The sequence below is a fragment of the Desulfocicer niacini genome (genome assembly GCF_054657595.1).
In genome coordinates, this window is record NZ_BAAHYK010000009.1 from 131,969 (window position 1) to 150,043 (window position 18,075).

Annotated in this window: 14 protein-coding genes and 1 pseudogene; 5 read left to right on the forward strand and 10 right to left on the reverse strand. The window is 49.0% G+C overall.

From position 1 onward, the window contains the following. Positions 1-105: 105 nt before the first annotated feature. From dsrA to ACYQ2M_RS06795, 4 genes are all read left to right on the forward strand, one after another. Entirely contained in the window at positions 106-1,434 is a 1,329-nt protein-coding gene (dsrA, locus tag ACYQ2M_RS06780) for a dissimilatory-type sulfite reductase subunit alpha (protein WP_459915569.1), read from the forward strand. A gap of 15 nt (positions 1,435-1,449) precedes the next feature. After that, positions 1,450-2,598: a dissimilatory-type sulfite reductase subunit beta gene (gene dsrB, locus ACYQ2M_RS06785; protein ID WP_459915570.1), complete on the forward strand. Its 1,149-nt coding sequence runs from the start codon at positions 1,450-1,452 to the stop codon at positions 2,596-2,598. A 273-nt stretch (positions 2,599-2,871) separates the two neighbouring features. Then, positions 2,872-3,129 carry a dissimilatory sulfite reductase D family protein gene (locus ACYQ2M_RS06790; RefSeq protein ID WP_459915571.1) on the forward strand — a complete coding sequence of 86 codons (258 nt, stop codon included), beginning with the start codon at positions 2,872-2,874 and terminating at the stop codon, positions 3,127-3,129. 26 nt (positions 3,130-3,155) lie between these two features. Then, on the forward strand, positions 3,156-4,697 hold the full coding sequence (locus ACYQ2M_RS06795; protein WP_459915572.1) for a cobyrinic acid a,c-diamide synthase CobB: 1,542 nt from the start codon (positions 3,156-3,158) through the stop codon (positions 4,695-4,697). A gap of 226 nt (positions 4,698-4,923) precedes the next feature. On the opposite strand, the gene ACYQ2M_RS06800 is transcribed toward ACYQ2M_RS06795, so the two are convergent. The 6 genes from ACYQ2M_RS06800 to glpA all read right to left on the reverse strand — a co-directional run bounded on the left by ACYQ2M_RS06800 (position 4,924) and on the right by glpA (position 11,624). Continuing rightward, positions 4,924-5,388: a cytochrome c3 family protein gene (locus ACYQ2M_RS06800; RefSeq protein WP_459915573.1), complete on the reverse strand. Its 465-nt coding sequence runs from the start codon at positions 5,386-5,388 to the stop codon at positions 4,924-4,926. A 367-nt stretch (positions 5,389-5,755) separates the two neighbouring features. Further along, positions 5,756-6,544: a twin-arginine translocase subunit TatC gene (tatC, locus tag ACYQ2M_RS06805; protein ID WP_459915574.1), complete on the reverse strand. Its 789-nt coding sequence runs from the start codon at positions 6,542-6,544 to the stop codon at positions 5,756-5,758. Continuing rightward, positions 6,541-6,993 carry a twin-arginine translocase TatA/TatE family subunit gene (locus ACYQ2M_RS06810; protein WP_459915575.1) on the reverse strand — a complete coding sequence of 151 codons (453 nt, stop codon included), beginning with the start codon at positions 6,991-6,993 and terminating at the stop codon, positions 6,541-6,543. Before ACYQ2M_RS06810 ends, tatC begins: the two co-directional genes overlap by 4 nt. Positions 6,994-7,204: 211 nt before the next feature. Further along, positions 7,205-8,710 carry a DEAD/DEAH box helicase gene (locus ACYQ2M_RS06815; protein ID WP_459915576.1) on the reverse strand — a complete coding sequence of 502 codons (1,506 nt, stop codon included), beginning with the start codon at positions 8,708-8,710 and terminating at the stop codon, positions 7,205-7,207. Positions 8,711-8,770: 60 nt separating this feature from the next. After that, on the reverse strand, positions 8,771-10,063 hold the full coding sequence (gene glpB, locus ACYQ2M_RS06820) for a glycerol-3-phosphate dehydrogenase subunit GlpB (protein ID WP_459915577.1): 1,293 nt from the start codon (positions 10,061-10,063) through the stop codon (positions 8,771-8,773). Further along, complete coding sequence (gene glpA / locus ACYQ2M_RS06825) at positions 10,056-11,624, reverse strand: anaerobic glycerol-3-phosphate dehydrogenase subunit GlpA (RefSeq protein WP_459915578.1); 1,569 nt, start codon at positions 11,622-11,624, stop codon at positions 10,056-10,058. Before glpA ends, glpB begins: the two co-directional genes overlap by 8 nt. Positions 11,625-11,995: 371 nt before the next feature. Here glpA and ACYQ2M_RS06830 point away from each other — a divergent pair, with 371 nt between their 5' ends. Then, positions 11,996-12,280, forward strand: coding sequence for a hypothetical protein (locus ACYQ2M_RS06830; protein WP_459915579.1), 285 nt, complete (start codon positions 11,996-11,998; stop codon positions 12,278-12,280). Positions 12,281-12,670: 390 nt separating this feature from the next. Here the strand turns inward: ACYQ2M_RS06830 and ACYQ2M_RS06835 are convergent, their stop codons facing one another. From ACYQ2M_RS06835 to ACYQ2M_RS06850, 4 genes and pseudogenes are all read right to left on the reverse strand, one after another. After that, positions 12,671-14,326, reverse strand: coding sequence for a response regulator (locus ACYQ2M_RS06835; protein WP_459915580.1), 1,656 nt, complete (start codon positions 14,324-14,326; stop codon positions 12,671-12,673). Further along, positions 14,323-14,694, reverse strand: coding sequence for a response regulator (locus ACYQ2M_RS06840; protein ID WP_459915581.1), 372 nt, complete (start codon positions 14,692-14,694; stop codon positions 14,323-14,325). Before ACYQ2M_RS06840 ends, ACYQ2M_RS06835 begins: the two co-directional genes overlap by 4 nt. Further along, on the reverse strand, positions 14,691-17,309 hold the full coding sequence (locus ACYQ2M_RS06845; RefSeq protein WP_459915582.1) for a transporter substrate-binding domain-containing protein: 2,619 nt from the start codon (positions 17,307-17,309) through the stop codon (positions 14,691-14,693). The genes ACYQ2M_RS06840 and ACYQ2M_RS06845 overlap by 4 nt, the downstream gene beginning before the upstream one ends. Positions 17,310-17,599: 290 nt before the next feature. Then, positions 17,600-18,075: pseudogene (locus ACYQ2M_RS06850) on the reverse strand (alpha-glucan family phosphorylase); the annotation flags it as partial.

Here is an 18,075-nt window from a genome sequence, read left to right on the forward strand (position 1 = left end):
TGTGAAGCATGACAATTGATTGAAAACCGATCTATAATCTCTACTTAAGAGGGAATAGACACTTGATCAAGCGAATGTAATTTAACTTTTAACGGAGGTAAGTAAATGGCAAAACATGAAACTCCTTTTCTGGACCAGCTGGAATCTGGCCCATGGCCGAGTTTTGTCTCTGACCTGAAGCAGCAGGCCGAAGTCAGAGCAAAGAATGAAGCAGGTGTTGAGTTCCAGATTCCAGTGGATTGCGTAGACGATCTTCTTGGTGTTGTAGAACTTTCTTACAAACATGGTCGTACCCATTGGAAACACGGTGGAATCGTTGGTGTTTTCGGTTATGGCGGCGGTGTTATCGGTCGTTACTGCGATCAGCCCAAATTGTTCCCCGGCGTTGAGCACTTTCACACCATGCGTGTTGCCCAGCCCTGCGGTAAATACTACACCACGGATTACCTGCGTTCCCTGACCAAATTGTGGGATCTGAGAGGTTCCGGTATCACCAACATGCACGGCGCAACTGGTGATATCATTTTCCTTGGTACCACTACTCCCCAGCTGGAAGAAGTTTTCTATGAGCTGACCCACAATCTGAACCAGGATCTCGGTGGATCAGGTTCCAACCTGAGAACCCCCGCTGACTGCCTGGGTTCTTCCCGGTGTGAGTATGCCTGCTACGACTCCAACGCACTTTGTCATTTCCTGACCAATGAGTATCAGGATGAGCTGCATCGTCCGGCATTCCCCTACAAGTTTAAATTCAAATTTGATGCATGCCCCAACGGCTGTGTTGCATCCATCGCCCGTTCCGACATGTCCTTCATCGGTACCTGGAAAGACGACATCAAAATTGACCAGGCCGCCGTTGCCAAGTACATTGCCAACGATCCTGCCTATCCCGCCAATGCCGGTGCTTTCAAAGGCAGCAAGGACTGGGGTCCGTTTGACATCAAAAAAGAAGTCATTAACCTCTGCCCCACCAAATGCATGTGGATGGAAGGCGATGAGCTCAAGATTGACAACGCCAACTGCACCCGTTGCATGCACTGCATCAATACCATGCCCCGCGCACTGAAAATCGGTGATGTCAGAGGATGCTCCATCCTCGTCGGTGCAAAGGCACCCATCCTTGACGGTGCTCAGATGGGTTCTCTGCTGGTTCCCTTTGTTGAAGTCAATCCCGATGATGACTATGCAGCCATCACAGAGGTCATTGAAAGTATCTGGGACTGGTGGATGGAAGAAGGCAAAAACCGTGAAAGACTTGGTGAGCTGATCATGCGTCAGGGATTCCAGAAACTTCTTGAAGTTACCGGAATCGAAGCCGTTCCCCAGCACGTAGCATATCCGAGAACCAACCCCTACATCTTCTGGAAAGAGGATGAGGTTGACGGTGGCTGGGAACGTGACGTGGTTGAATACAGAAAACACCATCTGAGATAAGGAAGGAGACCCATAATGGCATTTATATCATCTGGTTACAATCCAGCCAAACCGATGGAAAACAGGATCACCGACATCGGTCCAAGAAAATATGATGAGTTTTATCCTGAAGTAATTAAAAAGAACAAGGGCAAATGGTCTCACCATGAGATTCTGGAGCCTGGTGTTCTGGTTCATGTGGCCGAGTCCGGAGACGAGATCTACACCGTAAGAGTTGGTGGGGCACGTCTCATGAGTACCACTCACATCAACGAAATCTGCGAAATTGCAGACAAGCACTGTGACGGTCATCTGCGGTTCACCACCCGTAACAACATTGAGTTCATGGTGGATTCCAAGGATAAAGTGGAACCCCTTAAAAATGACCTCAAGAGCCGTAAATTTGCTGGCGGCAGCTTTAAGTTCCCCATCGGCGGAACCGGTGCCGGTATCACCAACATCGTTCATACCCAGGGCTGGATTCACTGCCATACCCCTGCAACAGACGCTTCCGGTACGGTTAAGGCCACCATGGATGCGCTGTTTGATGACTTCCAGGACATGAGACTTCCCGCCCAACTGCGCGTTTCCATGGCCTGCTGCCTGAACATGTGCGGTGCGGTTCACTGCTCTGATATCGCCATCCTGGGATATCACAGAAAACCCCCGATGATTGACCATGAATACCTTGACAAACTGTGTGAAATCCCCCTGGCTATCGCTGCCTGCCCCACCGCAGCCATCAAGCCGGCCAAGGTGACCCTGGACAATGGTACCGAAGTAAAATCCGTTGATGTTAAGAGCGAACGCTGCATGTTTTGCGGTAACTGCTACACCATGTGCCCCTCCCTCCCCCTTGCTGATACCCAGGGTGACGGTATTGTTCTCATGGCCGGCGGAAAGGTTTCCAACAGAATCTCCGATCCCAAGTTCTCCAAGGTTGTTGTGGCATTCCTTCCCAACGAGATGCCCCGCTGGCCTTCAATGACCGATGCCATCAAAAAGATGGTGAATGCCTACAGCAACGGCGCTAACAAATATGAGCGTCTTGGTGACTGGGCAGACAGAATCGGATGGGAAAAATTCTTTGAGGTATGCGAACTTGATTTTACCCATCATCTCATTGATGATTTCCGTCAGCAGGCATACCTGTCCTGGCGTCAGTCCACTCAGTTCAAGTTCTAATATCCGAATTCGGATTAAAAGAAACTGAATGAGATTTCAGCCGGGGTGCCTTTATATCCTTTAAATGGCACTTCGGCTATTACATTTTACTCCATGATTTTAGTTTTCGAGGTAAACGGGGGTCAGGCTTTTGTTATTGTGCTTTTATCCCCATAAAGGGGCAGCATGATGAACATAGATCATCAAAAGCCCCATAGCATAAGCCTGAGCCCAGACTTTAAGCCCAGAAAAATTTTATTAGGGAGTATTCAATAACAATTAGGGAGAAATACCATGAGTGATCTTCTCGACAATACAGAAGCTGCAGAAAAAGCAGTTGTTGATTTTCTGACCAAAAAATCAAAAAGCAAATCCAAATTCTACATCAAAGATTTTTATGCCCTTTTTCCCGATGACAAACCAAGAGCCATCAAAAAAGTGGTTAACAAAATGGTGGAGCATGAAATTCTGGAGTTCTGGTCCAGTGGAAGTACCACCATGTATGGTCTCAAAGGGCAAGGCAAACAGGCCGGATCAGAAGGCGAAGATTGATATAACATACCGGGATTTACCTGTCCATGCAGTATCATTATAAAAAAATACCCGGCCTTGTAATCGCCGGACTCCGAGGTGGAAACGGTAAGACCGTTATCTCCCTTGGGGTTGCCGCTGCATGGCGAGATATCGGTATTAAAATTGCCCCCTTTAAAAAAGGGCCCGATTATATTGATGCCGGCTGGCTGTCCAAAGCAGCTGGCCGGTCCTGTTACAATCTTGATACTTTCATGTGTTCCACCCAGCAGGCAGAATACTCCTTCCGAAAAAACTCACTCCTTGCAGATATTGCCATTATAGAAGGCAACCGAGGGCTGTATGACGGCATTGACATACAGGGTCGCACCAGCACCGCAGAAATCGCCAAACTTCTCAACCTTCCCGTCATTCTTGTACTGGACTGCACCAAGAGCACCCGCACCATGGCGGCCCTGCTTTTAGGGTGTATTCACTTTGATCCCCATGTCAACATCATGGGGGTGATTCTCAACCGGGTGGCGGGCAAACGTCATGAGAACAAAGTGAAAGACAATATCAGACAATTCTGCAATCTCCCGGTGTTCGGCTCCGTCCCCAAACTTAAGGCCGAAGATTTCCCGGAAAGACACATGGGCCTTGTGCCCTCTGCGGAACATGAACTGGCCTTGGAATCCATCAAGGCTGCGGCCCGGATGGCCAGGCAATACATTGATCTGGATGGCCTTTACCGCGCATGCCTGAAGGCATCTCAAACCCACCACACCCCTGCCATGGATGTTTCAGCCCCTAGTAATGAAGCCCAGATTCTATGTGAACACTGCCGGGGAAAAGCCATTTCTGCCTCAAAAGACACGCACTGCTTTTCACCTGCGGATGCGCTTATCACCGAAACTCAGCCCCAGATACACCGCCCCCTTTCAAAAAAACAGCGGCCCACCATCGGTGTTATCCGGGATTCTGCATTTCAATTTTATTATCCGGACAACCTGGAATCCCTGGAAGAAAGCGGGGCCATCCTTCAGATTATAAGCCCCCTTAAATCCGGCCATCTGCCCCCGGTGGATGCCATTTATATGGGAGGCGGATTTCCTGAAACCCACGCCGCACAACTTGCCAACAATGAAAGCTTTCGAAATCAGCTTAAATCCCTTGCCATGAAAGGGTTGCCCATATATGCCGAATGCGGTGGACTGATCTTCCTTGGTAAAAGCCTCACCTTGGCGGGTGTCACATACCCCATGGCGGACATTTTACCCATATCCTTTGGCCTTTCCAAACGCCCTGTGGGACACGGCTACACACAGGTAAGGGTCATCCAGGAAAACCCGTTCTTTGAAAAAGACACGGTGATCCGGGGACACGAATTCAGGTATTCCCACGTAATTGACATTGAGTACCAGGAAAATGAAATGGCCTTTTCCATGGAAAGGGGCAAAGGAATCATTGATAAAAAAGATGGCTTCTGCCGATACAACGTGTTTGGCACCTATACCCATACCCTTTCATCCTGTGCCTCATTCTGGTCCCATGCCATGGTAAAACAGGCCCTGCTCTACAAAAATCGAAACATCACCCCAGATTCTTAATCCCTTATTACGATTCCCTCTTAAAGAAGCGACCATCACAAATTTATATAAAATCAGTCCTTTCTAATTCACGCCACAATTTCCATCTGGGCTTGACACCACACAATTCCCATAGGCCAAATAAACCTGCATATACCAATAACAAAAGGGCTTTTGCACCATGATGTGCAAAAGCCCTTTTTATTTTTCCAAAGCCGTTTTTATTATGTTACCCGCGACTTTCCAATCAACCTTTTTTGGGATGACAGTCCTTGCAGCTCTGGGGAGCGGCGTTGGGGTCTTTGGCCTTTAAACCTTTTTCTTTATTATGATCCTTATGACAGCCGATGCAATTGGCATGGAGTGCCTCTTTGTGATACTTCATGATCTTGTCTTTTTTGCTGAGTTTTTCGCCCTTGGGCGCCTTGCCGGTCTCTTTATGACAGGCCACGCAACCCTGAACATCCTCGCCACCCTTCAGGGCCAGAGGAGCACCTTTGTCATCATGATGGCATTCACCACAGGCAATACCATATTTTTCAGCATGCACCTTATGGGAAAAGGTCACCAGCCCCTTGGTGTGTTTGGCATAGCCTTTGGTCTCCATGGTCATTTTTTCTGCAGCCTGTGTGCCGGCATACACCGCCACAGACACAAAAAGAACTGCCATTACTGCGGCCATCAAAGATGTTAAAAGCCTTCTGTTCTTCATCACGTACACTCCTTTTGCAATATTTCATTATAACCCACATGGCAGTATGCTGCCTGCCACAACAAAGGTTGAAACGCCAGCCCACTGTGGTCATTTGTGTTGGGCCAGGTTTCATATAAAAAAACGCGGAATACCCCATGGCACTCCGACTAACTTACACAGTAACTGCCCGCATGTACCATAGGGAGTCAGCATTTTTCAATTTACCATTTCCCAGGGGCGATATCCATCGAATCAAGCCGTCCGGGTTTGATAACGGATAAATCAATAAGGTCTGACATCCTAACTTGAACAAGTCAGAACCAAAAAGGTTTTCTGATTCTCTTGCCAAAATAACACGAAAATCAGAAATAAGAATCTAAGCCCCTCAGGACGCTTCTTTTTCATCATCTTTGTTGTTCTCTTCTTCGTCCTCGTCCTCATCATCAGATGCTTTTTTCTTCTGAAACACCCTGGCCCCCACAATACTGATCTCATAAAGAATCATCAAGGGAATGGCCATCATAATCTGGGTCACGACGTCAGGGGGGGTGATCAGGGCCGATCCGGTAAAGAAAATTAACACCGCATATTTACGATTTTTAGTCAAAAAGTCAATTGTAACAAGGCCCATACGTGCCATGAAGGTAATGACCAAGGGCAATTCAAAAACAAAACCAAAGGCCAGAAGCATCTTGGAGGCAAATCCCAGATACTCTTTCATGGATGGCATTGCCTGGATGGTTTCCGATGCGAATCCAAGGAAAAACTGAAATCCATAGGGAAATACAATGAAATAGCCGAAGCTTGAACCAACGGCAAAAAAGAAAATGGACAGCAGCACCACCGGGATGAGAAACTTTTTCTCCTGACGATAGAGTCCTGGGGAAACAAACATCCAGAATTCATAAAACAGAACCGGCACCGCCGCAACAATACCGGTCAGGAGCGCCACCTTCAGGTAGGTGAAGAAGGCCTCGGGCAGCCCTGTGAAAATCATTTTCTGATTTTCACCCATGGCCGTTACCAGGGGAGCCATGAGAAGATCAAAGAGTTTTTCCTTAAAGCAATAGGCAACAACAAAGCCCACCCCAACGGCAATGAAACATCGAACCAGACGATCCCTTAATTCGGTAAGATGGTCGGTGAAGGGTGTTTTATCATCTTCCAGGGTCATATTCCCTTTTCATCCTTATTTTGTTTCATGGGAGGGGTATCATCATCGGCAGACAAATCCCCGGAGAGGGGTACTTCCTTGGCAGGAAAGGGATCCAGAGATGCCTCAACGGTCTTTCTTTCTGTCTTTTTCTCTGAATCAGCTGTCCCTGGCACAGAAGATTCAGGGGCTTTGGCCTTTTCCAGGGGTGTACCATCTGCCTGTGTAGACAGGGGATTTATGACGTCAGCGGCTTTTTTAAGATCATCGGCAACGGTTATGGCCGGTTCCTTGAACTCATTGATGGTACTTTCCACATCCATGCTTTTTTTAAAGTCCTGGGCCGCTTTTTTAAATTCTCCCATGGCGCGTCCCAGGGTCTTTGCCACATCGGGCAATTTTTTAGGACCAATCACCATCAATGCAATGGCCAGAATCAAAAAGATCTCAGGCATTCCCAAACCAAACATTATGTTCAACTCCTTCTTTTACGTATCTCTCAAAGGTTTTCTACGATGCCACCTCAACCATTGAGGTCATTAAAAAAAACTGCTCAAGTGGTACGGATCTTAAGGTTTAAAGATCCCGGGATTTTTATGAAAAATCCGGCACCAGGCAGGGGCTCGGTCCGCCACTGAAGTAAGATATCCTTTTATAACAAATGGTTTCAAGGTGTCAAGTTCAGATCGTTTTCTTTTTCCCTGAGGCTGGGGGACGTCGCCTCCTGGATCGTGTGTTCCGGGAGGGTCGCCGGGAAGATGAAGAACCAGAACGTTTTCTGGCATTCTCGGGACGCTCCACCCGGATCTTCATGGGTTTGGGGAGGGCTGCAAGCATCTCCTCATCGGGATACTCACACACCAGTGACTCCCCGAGCACCGCTTCAATGGCCGGAATATAAAAAGAACTGTTCTCATCGGCAAAACTCACAGAAATACCGTCTGCACCCGCACGACCGGTACGGCCGATGCGATGCACATAATGCTCTGGTTCCTGGGGAAGGTCATAGTTGATCACGTGGCTGACCCCCTCTATATGAAGCCCCCTGGCCGCCACATCCGTGGCCACAAGGATTTTTATACGTCCATTTTTAAAGGCATCCAGGGTCTTAACCCGGCGGGCCTGGGACACCTCACCGGAGAGGATATCCCCGTCCAGACCGTATTCCTTGAACTTATGGGCCAGCCGTCTTGTGGTATCCCTTCGGTTGACAAACACAATCACTCGTTCCAGGTTTTCCCCGTGAATAAGGTTATAAAGCAGTACAAATTTTTCAGATTCCGTGACAATGTAAACCTTCTGGTTGATGCGTTCCGAGGCCGCCTGGTCCGGGCTGATTTCTATTTTAACCGAATCCTTTGTCCACTGGGAGGCAAGACGCAATATTTCAGGACTTAAGGTGGCACTGAAAAACATGGTCTGACGCTGATCTTTGTTGGGGGTGGCATAAATAATCCGACGGATATCGGGCAGAAACCCCATGTCCAGCATGCGATCGGCCTCATCGAGCACCAGAATTTCCACCTTTTTCAGATTGATGATCTTCTGGCCCATGAAATCAATGAGCCTGCCCGGTGTGGCAGCCACCACATCCACATGGCGATTGATGAGCATATCCTGCTGTTTTCGATAATCCATCCCCCCAAACACAGAAATCATGCGAAGGGGGGTGTATTTGGCAAGGTCTTTACCATCCTTTTCAATCTGAATGACCAGCTCCCTTGTGGGGGCCAGAATCAGGGCCCGGGGGGTGCCTTTTTCCCGCTTGCCGTGAAGGGGATTTCGCAACAGCCGCGTAAAAATACTCACCAGGAATGCCGCACTTTTTCCCGTTCCGGTCTGGGCCTCTGCCGTGGCATCCTTTCCCTCCAGCGCATGGGGAAGGACCTCCGCCTGCACCGGCATGGCATAATCAAATTTCAAATCTGCAATGGCGTGCATGAGACTCAAGGGAAGTCTAAAGTCATGGAAACGCGATTTTCCTTCCATGGGGGGAACCTGAAATGCGTCCAGGGACCATGGGGGTTTTCTGGGGCGGGGGGGGCGACGAACCGGAGCTGGAGCCGGGGCCGGGGCCGGTTCAGAAGGCACGGCATCTGATGCCGGATCAGATATTCCGGCTGTTATCTCAGAGGTCTTCTGATGGTGGACGACGGGCGCAGGATCTGGAGAACCGGTTTCGTCCACAGGGTGTTCACTTTTTTTCCCAGACAGTTTTGAAAATAACAACCTAAAAAAACGTATCAATCACTTATACCTTTTACAAAAAGCCCTGACTGCGGCATGGGCCGTTGCAATGGCGACGCCCGACCCGCACTTCAAACGGGTCCAGTCACAGTGAGCCAGAATTGAGCCTGCAGCAAACAGGCCTGGAGAAAAGGGCATTGATGTCTCTGTCAATGGTCGAAACATCCTGTCAACCTGGAGACCTGAACGATTTACCGGATGTCCCAGGGGATCAAACAGATGGGCATTGTGCCATTTGTCTCTTCCCCCGGGCTGGACCACCGGAATCCCCATGAGGCTTTCACGGATGCCGGTACGTTCCGCCGTCAATCCTTTTCCCAGAAATCGTCCCGTTGCAAGGATGACACCCTTTGATTCTATTCGCTTGAGAGTCCCGGATTCTCCGGCAGTTATTCTGTACGTTCCATTGGAAAAACTCTCAACTCTTTTTACCATTTCTGGCAAAGAAAGCAAGGCATCATTTTTTTGAAGGCCCTTTAAAAACAGCTCTTGGAGCCGAATTCCGGGCACAGATACCGGCGGTGTGGGAATTTCAAAAACTGTGACACCCAGCAGGCGTTCCAGGGTACGGATGGTTTTACACGAAACATACATGCCTAGAAGGGCAGGAAAACCCACGGCTTTTGAATCTTTTATCAGGGGTAAAACCTTCCGGGCAAGTATTTCCACATTCGTTGCAACATCCAGGGATCTTGCCATATGCTCTGGAAAGACCTCTTCCATGAGTTCCATGCCTGGAAACTGAATGGTGGCATCCCTCAAGCCCTTCCAGTCCGCCCCCAGGGCTGACACAATCTGACGGGCACTGTATATTTTCAGTCCGGTAAAATCCACAAGTAGTGTGGGCAGGCGCCTTTCCAGAACCGCCACCCCCTGCCACATGGAAAGGGGAATCAGATGACTTTTTTTCAGGGTTCCCATGGAGGTGATGATATCTACATTCCGGGTTCTTTTACGTCGATGGGGAAGCCCCTGAGCACCCAGAAACTGTTGCACCCTGCCCAGAGCCTTATCAATGTCTTCATTGGAAATGGCGGCATAGGGATGCTCTGGCACCTCTTTTCTAATTCGATCAATGGCGGCAAAAGGATCATCCCATTGATATCCCGGGGGATACACACCCATGAGATCCATGAGTCCTGTGGCAAAATGAATGGAACTGATTTTCCCCGTGAGCACCACGCTAAGGCCCTGATCCAGGGCAAACAGGGCTGCAGAAAGACCAGCCATGCCGGTGCCGATGATGCTGAGATCTGCCTGAATGTCTGTTTTGATATCCGTTTGATTATCCATTGTCATGATCACCTGCCAATTCAAGATCAAAAAATCCACAGTGCATGGCTTCGGTGAGTTCGGCCTGGATGAGCTGGTCTCCCCAGAAAATGGGCAACTGCCCCTTCCATCGTTCATTGAGAAAGGCCTTGATATCATCAATGCCATGGGTGCCGGTCAATGCCCCCTTGTCATACATGTGGGCCAGCACCCGAACACTGCAGAATGCCCCCTGACAGGGCCCCTTACCCAGGCGACTGCGCTTGCCGATATTTAATAAATCAGGGATTTCATTATTTTTCTTCAACTCACAGCCAATATCATCAATGGTTTTTTCAGATATCATTTCACACTCGCAAAGCAGCTTGTCCGTCTCGCCATGGGGCTTGGCCATCCAGCGCTTCGGTGCCAGTCCCGGTTCCGTCCATTTGCCTTCCATGGTGGAGGGCAAGGGTTCCGTGCGAGTAAGGCAGGAATTTTTATTGCCAAGTTTCCCACAGGCCATGTCTGTAGCTTTTTCCGCCATCAATCGAAAGGTGGTGAGTTTTCCGCCTGTAATTGTAATGAAATTGTGAACCCCGGTTTCCCCATGATCCAACAAGGTAAAGCCCCGGCTAACGTTTCTGTCATCAGATCCGTTGGCTTCAGATCCCACCAGGGGGCGAACTCCGGAATAGGCCCTGATATATCTCACCTTCTCAAGCAACGGAATCATCTGAGCCCCTTGGGACACAATTAGATCGGTTTCCGCCACCGTGGGAGCAATAAAATCAGGATTATCCACCCTCCGGGAAGTGGTGCCGATGATGGACACCGTGCCCCCGGGTACAAGGATGTCCGCATCGGAAGGGGGGCGCAGGCGATTTATCACCCCGCTGGTAATCCGAGACTGGGTCACCAGCAATGTTCCCATGGAGCACAAAATATGTAAAGAGGCCCCGGCCATGGCAGCAATGTATCCGGCCCAGGCACCACCGGCATTGATAACCACACGGGGATGCACCTTCATAGACCTGCCCGACCGGGTATCTTCCAACAGCACAGTTTCAATGTTATGACTCCCCAGGATGAATTTCACAGCCCGGGTGTGGCATAACAGTTTTGCCCCCAGCTGTTTTGCATGGGCCATGTTTTCAAGGGAAAGCATAAAAGGATCAACGGCCGCATCCTCCACCGCACAGGCGGCAATGAGCTTTGAAGAAAGTTCCGGCTCCAGTTCCCTGGCTTCTTCCGGGCTCAAAAAATGACTGGCAAGCCCGCTTTCTTCACAGAAGCCTGGGAAATCAGCCACATAGTTTTCATCATCCCCCTCCAGGGCCACAAACATTCCCCCGCAGTCATCAATGCAGTGGGGGGCTGTCTGTTTGAGTATCCGTCCCTCTTCCATGCACTCTTTAGCACTTTCCATGTCATTGGACACATACCTGGCACCACTGTGGAGAAGCCCATGGTTCCCGCCGGATGCACCGGCATTGATATCTGACTTTTCCACCAGAATTGAGACAATCCCCCGCAGGGCAAGATCCCTTGCAATGCCGGTGCCGGTTACCCCGCCCCCGATGATTAATACTTCGGTTTCCACTTTTTTCCCTCCATTTTTCATATAAACATACATGGCAGTAAACACCTGCCACAACGAATAATGAAAAAATAGTTGCTGTTAGCACCCAGCACCCAAAACCCAGCACCTTCTTTTTCATATAAACAGGCATGTCCTGCCGGACACAACGAATATTAAAAATGCCTTCATGCCGTCCCCAGACAGGCAATGGACCCGGGCCGGAACCGTAGACGGCTCAATTGGCCGGTTCCTATTGCCCGTCGGGGGGGCTCTGCTGAGGATACTCGGAAATCTTATTTTCTAATAGAAACTCACATGTCCTGACAGACACAGCGAAGCATTAAAAGAGTACTATTCACAATACAACATGTTTCATATTCAGGATTAATCACTTGAAAAAACAAATCAATTCTTCTGTGTTCATTAGCATTGCCCCGGGCATTTGGCAATATTATACTTTCATTTTACAACACAGATGTTCATTTACAAACAAAAAAAACAGGCTGACAATAACGGTATCCTTTAACTTGATGGGCTTGATCACAAAATCGACCATTCAAGGGTGGGGAGCAGAATGTTTGAAAAAAACCTGCCCGCAGCTCCTGGGATATAAACCAGCAGGGCAAAAGTGTCCCAACGCTCCCGGGCCGAACCGGATGGCCGTGGGGAAGGCATAATACCATTTTCATTCTTCGTTGTGTTGACGGACCGGCATGGAAGTCTATATAAAACTCCGTCCAACAGTCTGAAATCATGGAGATCTCATTTTTACTATTGCCTGATGGATACAGCCACGTAGGTTATGTTGAAAAGGCTGTTAAATTGAAGATGGCTGGAAGGGTAAAGGTAAATCGGATATGATAAGTTGACTTTCAGAATGGATTTTGAACTTAGATCATTTGAGATGCCCCCCCGTTTCATTCCAGGGTCTTATCAGGGATGGACAGGTAATTATGATGACGGATCGATCTTGTAATCAATATCAGCAAAGGGATTCATCACACATGGGAGCACTTGGGATGGGGGCGAAACGACCAGACGACCTGCAGATCTGCTGAACCACTAGCCTATTTTTGATCCAGGACACACCGAACCGCCCTGGCCAGATCCTGAATACCCACCGGTTTCATGAGATATTTTTCAATTCCCAAGTCAAGGGCTTTCTCTTTATCAATGAGATCACTGAATCCTGTGCAGAGAATAATGGGAAGCGCTGAACGGATCTTTCGAAGTTCCCGGACAAGTTCCGCACCTGTCAGATGGGGCATGGTCATGTCTGTAATCACCAGATCAATGGCATGCTCATTTTCCCTGAACACAGCGAGGGCCTCTTTTCCATTGCCGGCAACGGTCACCTGATAACCGAAACGTTCCAGTTGGGCCTTTTCCATATTTCCGATGATCTCGTCGTCATCCACCACCAGAATCCGCTCGGTTCCACCGGAAACCGGCCGGGAAGACAAGGGGGATGGCGCGGCCCTTTCATTCTCCACGACAGGAAGATAAACGTGAAACACAGTACCCTCTCCCGGCTCGCTGTACACGGAAATATGCCCGCCATGGCTGGTGACAATACCATGGACCATCGACAGCCCAAGTCCAGTACCTTCATCCCTGGATTTGGTGGTAAAATAGGGTTCAAAAATTCGGTCCTGTTTATCCTTGTCAATGCCGGTACCGGTGTCACTGATTTCAAGCCTCAGGTACTTTCCCGGCTGTAAGTTTAGAACCGTCATGTAATTATCAGGGGTGACGTCCATCTCCGAAAGGGAAACCGCCAGGATTCCCCCGGTGTCACGCATGGCATGGTAAGCGTTGGTACACAGGTTCATCATAATCTGATGCATCTGGGTGGCATTGGCAGTCACGGCATGGCAATGGGGATCAATGGCCTCTCGAATTTCGATGGTGGAGGGAATGGTGGCCCGCAGGAGATTCAAAGATTCATTAATCAAGTCCTGGAGCAATACCGGTTCCTTGTCCTCTTCCGTGTGGCGGCTGAACGTGAGGATATGCCGGGCCAACTTCCTGGCCCTGTGGGCCGCCGCCAGTACCTGTTGTAAATTATCATGTCCCCTGGAGCCCTGGGGCAAATCCAGCAGTGTCATTTCAGTATACCCGATGATGGGGGTCAATATATTGTTAAAATCATGGGCAATTCCCCCGGCCAGGGTACCGATGGCCTCCATTTTCTGGGCCTGCTGCAGACTCTCCTGCACCCTTGCCATCTGCTGCTTTTCCTTGTCCAGTTCACGCACTTTCTGATCAAGTTTTCTGGCAAGCACCCCTGCGTAAGCATTGCCAAATTCCCATCCATTTTCCGGGAGGGTCTCCGGTACCTGCAGTTTTCCTGCTTCATGATTTTCCAGCAGGGTTTTGATCTCCATCAGAAAGGGATCGATCTCCATGGGCTTGATTAGAAATCGAGAAGCACCAATATCCATGGCTAATTTTTCATCTTTGGGATCGGTATAAGTGGCGGTATAAAATACAAAAGGAATGCACCGCAGCTTCTCGTCGGACTTGACGGCTCGACACAGGGCATACCCATCCATTTCAGGCATGAGAATATCGGAAATGATCAAAGACGGGGCCTGGCGCATGGCCAATGCCAGGGCAATTTTTCCATTTTCAGCACTTTCCACCTGGTAGCCGTTTGCCGCAAGCAATGTCTCCAGATAAATCCGGGAATCTTCATTATCTTCCGCAATGAGAATTTTCATCCACAGACTCCTATCACCTTTTCGATCTGTTTCATGACCATGATGGGATCAATGGGTTTTTCAATATAGCCGTCACATCCGGCACCCAGCAGTTTTTCCCGATCCCCGGCCATGGCATAGGAGGTCATGGCAATAATAGGGATGGTATCACCGATCTCCGAGGCGCGGATTTGCTTTAAGACATCGGTTCCCATGATATCGGGCAACTGGATATCCAGAATAATAAAATCGGGTCGTTCCCGGATGGCAAGGTCTATCCCTGCCTGTCCTGTTTCAGCTCTTATGGTGTCGTAATTATTGGATTCCAGAATAAACGTGATCAATTCCATATTGTTATCATTGTCTTCTATCACGAGTGCTCTTTTCATTGGTTATTTCCCCCGACAAGTGTGATGGGAATCACAAATCCAAAGGTGCTCCCCCTGCCTTCTTCACTCTGGAATACAATGTCACCACCCAAAATTTCAGTGACCAGTTTCCGGGTCAGATAAAGGCCAAGGCCCGTCCCCCCCGACTTGATCCGCAGGTGAGAATCCAATCGTTCAAAGGCTTCAAACAGCCTGGGATGATCCCGTTCAGGAATACCAATCCCTGTATCCGTAACCAGGATTTCCATCCTTTCATCCGGGTTATCGCCACAATTGTTTTCAGAAATACCTTCAGTGGGCCTCTGGGATATTTCCCCTGAAGGTCTTGAACCGCACCTTCCGGCAGTGAGTGTAATACTGCCGGTTTCGGTGAATTTAACGGCATTGCTCAGGTAGTTGATGATGCACTGCAGCAGCCGTTTTCTATCGGTGTGTAATTTCAGATCCCGGGGAATGTATTGAAGAAGTTTCAGCTGTTTGGCCTTCAGCTGTGGTTCGATGTTAATGACGGCCTCATCAACAATCTCTGAAAGAAGCAGATCTTCCGGGTACACATCTATTCTGCCCGCTTCAATTTTAGAGATATCAATGACATCTGTAATCAGGGACAGCAGATGCCGGGCGGAGTTGTAAACCCGGGTCAGGTGATCCTTCTGTTTATCGTTCAACGGGCCGGTCATGCCCTGGACGATCACCCCGGTAAATCCGATGATGGAGTTTAAAGGCGTTCGCAGTTCGTGGCTCATGGAGGCAATGAACATACTTTTCAACTGGTCCAGTTTTTTAAGATTTCTGTTGGCCTCGGACAACTTCTTATCTATTTCAATACGTTTTTGAATCTCCTTTTTCAGTTTGTAGTTCCACACCAGAATCACCATGAAAATGACAAGGGCAAGCCCGGATATCTGTAAAAGATAGCCCCACACAACCCGTGGGGCAATCCCAGGTTTATATTCAATGTTGATCCAGCGATTACGGATATGATTTTCTTCCTCCGGCGTAACGGAAGAGAGGCCTTTGTTGATGATACTCACCAGCTCCGGCCAGTCCTCACGCACGGCAAAATGCAGGGTCTGGGTATCCTGGGTAACCGGGGCAGCCACCTTGAGGTTGGTGAGGTTCAGCTTTCGAATCCAATAGGTTGTGGAGGCAATGTTACCCACAAACGCCTGGGCCTGACCGTTTGAAACCGCCAGCAGGGCCTTTTGAAGGGTGTCATAAAGGAGGGGCTCAATGGAGGAGTGTTCGCGCAGATAGCCTTCGTGGGAAGTGTTCTTCTGAATGGCCACTTTCATGCTTTCAATATCGCTCAGTCCAGTAAGAAAAGCCGTGTCGGTGCGGGTGATAATGGCACGATGAAAATTAATATAAGGCTTTGAGAATTTAAAAAATTTCTTTCTCTCCTGGGTGATACCGACACAGGGCAACAGATCTATCTCCCTGTTCTGAGCCTTTTCCATTGCCTCCTTCCAGGTCAAATTTTTCATCATCTCAACGTCAAGACCCAGCCGTTGTTTCAGAATATTCAAATAATCCGATGCAATGCCGTTGTACCCACCTTCAGGGCCGATGAATTCAAAGGGTGCAAACTCAGGATCAATGCCGATACGAATGGTGGGGTATTCCCGAATCCATGCCTTTTCCTGGGGAGTCAGCGGCACCACAGTCACCGCCCTGGGCCTTTCCGGCGGGGCAAAAATCAACTCCCTTGGAAGGCCGGACAAATAAACAGACAGTGCCTTATTATAAATGGAGCCGGGATCTTTTTTAAGATCATACAGACGTGGGTCTATCGCTTCAATCAAGGACCGGGCAAGGGCAGAATCCCTGGGAAAGGCAAATTTAAGGTGCCTTGGATTAAAAATAACGGGGGTTTTTATTACATCATAGGACTGGGAAGCCAGGGAACCAAAAATCCGGTTGACAATACCTGCGTCCACCTCATTGCTGGATAAAAGTTCAAACACCCGGGTATAGGTATCCACCTCCACAAAGGTACAGTCCATATCAAAATTAAGCGCCAGTTGCTTAATGCCACCCATCCCTTCGGTGTGGACGCTGTTTTTCATGACAGCCACTTTCTTACCATTGAGATCAATAAGAGAGGTGATGGATTGATTTGCGGTGGTATAAACCGTGGCCCAGTTGACAAGGAAGGTTTCGTGGGAAAACAGATACTTTCTGGCCCGCTCCTGGGAATAGGCCACATCCACCATGAGATCTATCTCATTTTTTTCCAGGCGATCCAGACACTGCGTCCAGCTACCATGGATATAATGAATCTCCCAGCCTTCTTTCTGGAGGATATAATTGAGGACATCCGGAAATAATCCCACAACTTCCCCGGCCTCATCGGTATAAATTTTCGGTGGATTTTCGTAGGCTCCCACGCGGATGATCCGTGGTCCTTTTATGCTATTGTCCGCCAGCGCATTGCCACCGCACAATGAAAACAAACACACAAACAGCAGAAACACCCGTAACGCAGAAACGTATTTCTGCCGTCCGGGGATAACACCCAGAACCTTTGCAGTATCCTTTTGTAAGGTGAATACAACGATGTGGCCAGCGCGGCCATGGGTTCGTTCAGAATCCTTCGGGGCTTGATGCGACATGATATGATTCCCCTTTACTGGGAGCGTTCAAATTACTGGGAACGTTCAAAAGGCTTGAATTTAAACAGAATTGCCTGTAACTTGAGAATTTGCGATATCCTCCTGCGTGTGCCGAGAGCCTTGCAATCAATTCCGCGTATGTTAAATTTACGTTATAAATCTAAATAATTCAAGCGCTGAAAAATATTTCTGCGACGGGTGTCGTCCCCCCACGAAAACCTTCCGGGGGGGGAGAAAATGGGGCAGATTTCAATGGGGAGGGTTAAAGGATTTAATCGGATATAATCGCCCTAAGACCAGGTGATCAGACCGGGCAGAGATTTCATGTAATCATCCCCTTCGGGCCTGGTCCTTACCGTGAAACCAAATCGCCCAGAAAAACTGCAGGGGACCTCACAGGTGTAACGATAATTTCCATTACCCAGAGCTTCGGCCAGGGTCATGGGAATGGTGTGAATTCCCTGGAGGGTATCCACTGATTTCATGTGTCCGGTATAAAGTTCCACAAACAGTTCTTCCGGGGTTAATTCCCCCATCCCCACCACCACTGTTACCTGGAAGACATCACCGGTGCGAAACGGCCCTTTGGCATTCTGGGAAGGCAGCCCGATGACAATATCTTTCCACCGGGTGCGAAGCCTGTTTTCCTGACATGCCAGGGTGGCGGCCTCCCTGGCATTATCATCCAATAGGGTTTCAAGGCGATGAACAATGGGTTGATAAAACAGCCGTTCATAATCGCTGACCATTCTCAGGCTGCAGAAGG

Excerpts from the sequence above, each read along its gene's own strand:
- dsrA (WP_459915569.1), top strand. The coding sequence starts at position 106 with ATGGCAAAACATGAAACTCCTTTTCTGGACCAGCTGGAATCTGGCCCA.
- dsrB (WP_459915570.1), top strand. The coding sequence starts at position 1,450 with ATGGCATTTATATCATCTGGTTACAATCCAGCCAAACCGATGGAAAAC.
- ACYQ2M_RS06790 (WP_459915571.1), top strand. The coding sequence starts at position 2,872 with ATGAGTGATCTTCTCGACAATACAGAAGCTGCAGAAAAAGCAGTTGTT.
- ACYQ2M_RS06795 (WP_459915572.1), top strand. The coding sequence starts at position 3,156 with ATGCAGTATCATTATAAAAAAATACCCGGCCTTGTAATCGCCGGACTC.
- ACYQ2M_RS06800 (WP_459915573.1), bottom strand. The coding sequence starts at position 5,388 with ATGAAGAACAGAAGGCTTTTAACATCTTTGATGGCCGCAGTAATGGCA.
- tatC (WP_459915574.1), bottom strand. The coding sequence starts at position 6,544 with ATGACCCTGGAAGATGATAAAACACCCTTCACCGACCATCTTACCGAA.
- ACYQ2M_RS06810 (WP_459915575.1), bottom strand. The coding sequence starts at position 6,993 with ATGTTTGGTTTGGGAATGCCTGAGATCTTTTTGATTCTGGCCATTGCA.
- glpB (WP_459915577.1), bottom strand. The coding sequence starts at position 10,063 with ATGGATAATCAAACGGATATCAAAACAGACATTCAGGCAGATCTCAGC.
- ACYQ2M_RS06835 (WP_459915580.1), bottom strand. The coding sequence starts at position 14,326 with ATGAAAATTCTCATTGCGGAAGATAATGAAGATTCCCGGATTTATCTG.
- ACYQ2M_RS06840 (WP_459915581.1), bottom strand. The coding sequence starts at position 14,694 with ATGAAAAGAGCACTCGTGATAGAAGACAATGATAACAATATGGAATTG.
- ACYQ2M_RS06845 (WP_459915582.1), bottom strand. The coding sequence starts at position 17,309 with ATGTCGCATCAAGCCCCGAAGGATTCTGAACGAACCCATGGCCGCGCT.